Below are 2,503 nucleotides of genomic sequence, written 5' to 3' on the forward strand. Positions count from 1 at the left end.
ACCGGACGGTGACTCGCGCGAGATCTCGGGGCTCGGACCCGTCACCGCGGCGGCCGTGACCACCGACGGTCGGCTCCTCACGGGCGCCCCCGGCGGCGAGGTGGTGGTCCGCGACCCCGACGGGGCCGAGCGGCATCGCGTCGGTGGTCTGACGTCGGTCGATCGGATCAGCGTGGCCCGGGACGGTTCGGTCACGGCGTTCAGCCGACCGGACACCGTCATCGCCAGCATCGATCTGGACGAATCCGGGGCCGGGCCGCTCCTGCGCGCCGGCAGAGGAGCCGGGATGCTCGGTGAGTACGGGGATGTCACCATCGTCGCCAGCGACACCGTGGGGGACACACTGCTGGTCTACTCGACCTCGCCGATCCGGCTCCATCAGCAGTTCCCGGTCGCGGCCGCGCCCTGGGCGGTCGCCGGGGACCCCACCCGGGACGTCGTCTGGGTCACCTCCACCGGGACCAACACCGTCCAGGCGTACGATCTCGGCGACGGCACGGGGGTACGGCGGGCCGAGATCGCGACGGTGCGCCAACCCGATTCCCTGGTGGTCACCGCTTCCGGGACGGTGGTCGTCGGATCCGCCGACGGTGCGGGACTGCACCTGATGCGGCCAGAGCTCCCGGAGCCGTCGAGCTGATCGACGCACCACCCACGCCCCATCGAGGAGGACCGTGTACTCGCTGATGAAGAGTGTGCTGTTCCGCTTTCCCGCGGAACGGATCCACCACCTGGTCTTCGGCTTTCTCAAGCTGTTGACCCTGGTACCACCGCTGGGTTCGCTCGTGCGCCGGGTCCTCGGTGTCCGGGATCCGATCCTGGCCCAGGATGTCCTGGGGCGCCGGTTCCCCGGGCCGCTCGGCCTCGCCGCCGGTTTCGACAAGAACGCCGCGGCCGTCGACTCGTGGGGTGCGATCGGGTTCGGGTTCAGCGAGGTCGGCACGGTCACCGCGTCACCCCAGCCCGGGAATCCGGCGCCCCGTCTGTTCCGGCTGCCGGAGGACCGGGCGATCCTCAACCGGATGGGCTTCAACAATCACGGCGCGGGCAACGCGGCCAACAATCTGCGCAGGCGCCGGAGCAGCGACCCCGTGGGGATCAACATCGGTAAGACCAAGGTGGTGCCCCCGGAGGACGCGGTCCGCGACTACGTGGCGTCCGCCAGCGTGCTCACCGGGCTGGCCGACTACATGGTGGTCAACGTCAGCTCCCCCAACACCCCCGGCCTCAGGGATCTCCAGGCGGTCGACTCACTCCGCCCCATCCTCACCGCGGTCCGTGACGTGGCGACGATCCCCGTGTTGGTCAAGATCGCGCCCGACCTGGACGACGACGACATCGACGCGGTCACGGACCTCGTCATGGAGCTGGGCCTCGCGGGCATCGTCGCCACCAACACCACCATCTCCCGGGACGGGCTCAGGACACCGGCTGCCGTCGTGGAGGCGATGGGTGCGGGAGGGATCTCGGGGGCGCCCGTCGCGGCCCGGTCCCGCCAGGTGCTCGCCCGGATCCACGAGCGGGCCGGCGATCGGATCGTCCTCATCTCGGTGGGCGGCGTCGAGACCCCGGAGGACGTGTGGGACCGCATCACCCACGGTGCTCATCTGGTCCAGACGTACACCGGTTTCGTGTTCACCGGACCCGATCTCATCCGTGGGACCAACAAGCTCGTCGCCCGACGGCTCCGGCAGGGCGGGTTCGCCTCCCTGGCGGAGGCCGTGGGTTCGGCGGTCAGCTGACCCCTACTGCTCGAAGAGCGCCGTGACGGTCCCGCGGGCCAGGCCCTGCCCGAAGAGGTTGAACCCCACGAAGGCGCAGGAGGCGTCCTCTCCGAGTTCGATCTCGTCGCCGACGGCGTGAACGGCGAGGATGTATCGGTGCGGACCGTGCCCCTCCGGTGGGGCCGCTCCCACGAATCCCTTGAACCCGGCGTCGTTGCGGACCACGACGGACCCCTCCGGGAGGCCCGAGGTGTCGTCGCCGGTGCACGCCCCCTCCGGTAGCGAGGTCACGTCGGCGGGGATGTTGGCCACCGACCAGTGCCAGAACCCCGAGGCGGTCGGCGCGTCGGGGTCGAACACGGTCACCACGTAGGTCCGGGTCCCCTCCGGCCCGGCACTCCAGCTCACCTGAGGCGACTTGTCCTCGCCGCCTTCGACTCCCATCTTCCCGCCGAGCTGCCCGGACGAGAGGGTGGAGCCCTCGACGAAGGATTCGCTCGTCACCTCGAGGGCGGGGAGGTCCGGAAGTGCGTCGTAGGGGTTCGGCACGCGGAAGTCGGTCATCGTCATCCTCCTGGGTCGGACGGTGCGGGGAGGTGTCCCCGGCCGGTCTCGTCCTTGTCTACCAGCGATGACCGGACGGCGTCGGGTGGGAGCGGGGTCCGATTTGTCCCACGGTTCGCGCATCGGCTAGTGTCATTCCTCGCACGACCAAGCCGGGGAAGATCCGGTGCAGGTCACCAGTGTGCGAGCGCGAGTGGCGGAATGGCAGACGCGCT

Annotated in this window: 2 protein-coding genes and 1 pseudogene; 2 read left to right on the forward strand and 1 reads right to left on the reverse strand. The window is 70.2% G+C overall.

Annotated features, from left to right (window positions below; translation table 11 throughout):
* Together G6019_RS07615 and G6019_RS07620 are read left to right on the forward strand one after the other, a co-directional pair.
* A pseudogene (locus tag G6019_RS07615) lies at positions 1-640 on the forward strand (hypothetical protein); the annotation flags it as partial.
* A 34-nt stretch (positions 641-674) separates the two neighbouring features.
* Positions 675-1,742, forward strand: coding sequence for a quinone-dependent dihydroorotate dehydrogenase (locus G6019_RS07620; protein WP_182612576.1), 1,068 nt, complete (start codon positions 675-677; stop codon positions 1,740-1,742).
* A gap of 3 nt (positions 1,743-1,745) precedes the next feature.
* Here G6019_RS07620 and G6019_RS07625 read toward each other — a convergent pair whose 3' ends face one another.
* The gene (locus tag G6019_RS07625; RefSeq protein WP_107756463.1) at positions 1,746-2,288 is read right to left on the reverse strand and encodes a YbhB/YbcL family Raf kinase inhibitor-like protein; all 543 of its coding nucleotides are present in this window, start codon (positions 2,286-2,288) and stop codon (positions 1,746-1,748) included.
* Between the last annotated feature and the right edge of the window lie 215 nt (positions 2,289-2,503).

It is taken from the genome of Dietzia sp. DQ12-76 (assembly GCF_014145045.1).
Lineage (GTDB): Bacteria > Actinomycetota > Actinomycetes > Mycobacteriales > Mycobacteriaceae > Dietzia.

Coding starts and splice junctions, on each gene's coding strand:
- G6019_RS07625 (WP_107756463.1), bottom strand. CDS start 2,288: ATGACCGACTTCCGCGTGCCGAACCCCTACGACGCACTTCCGGACCTC.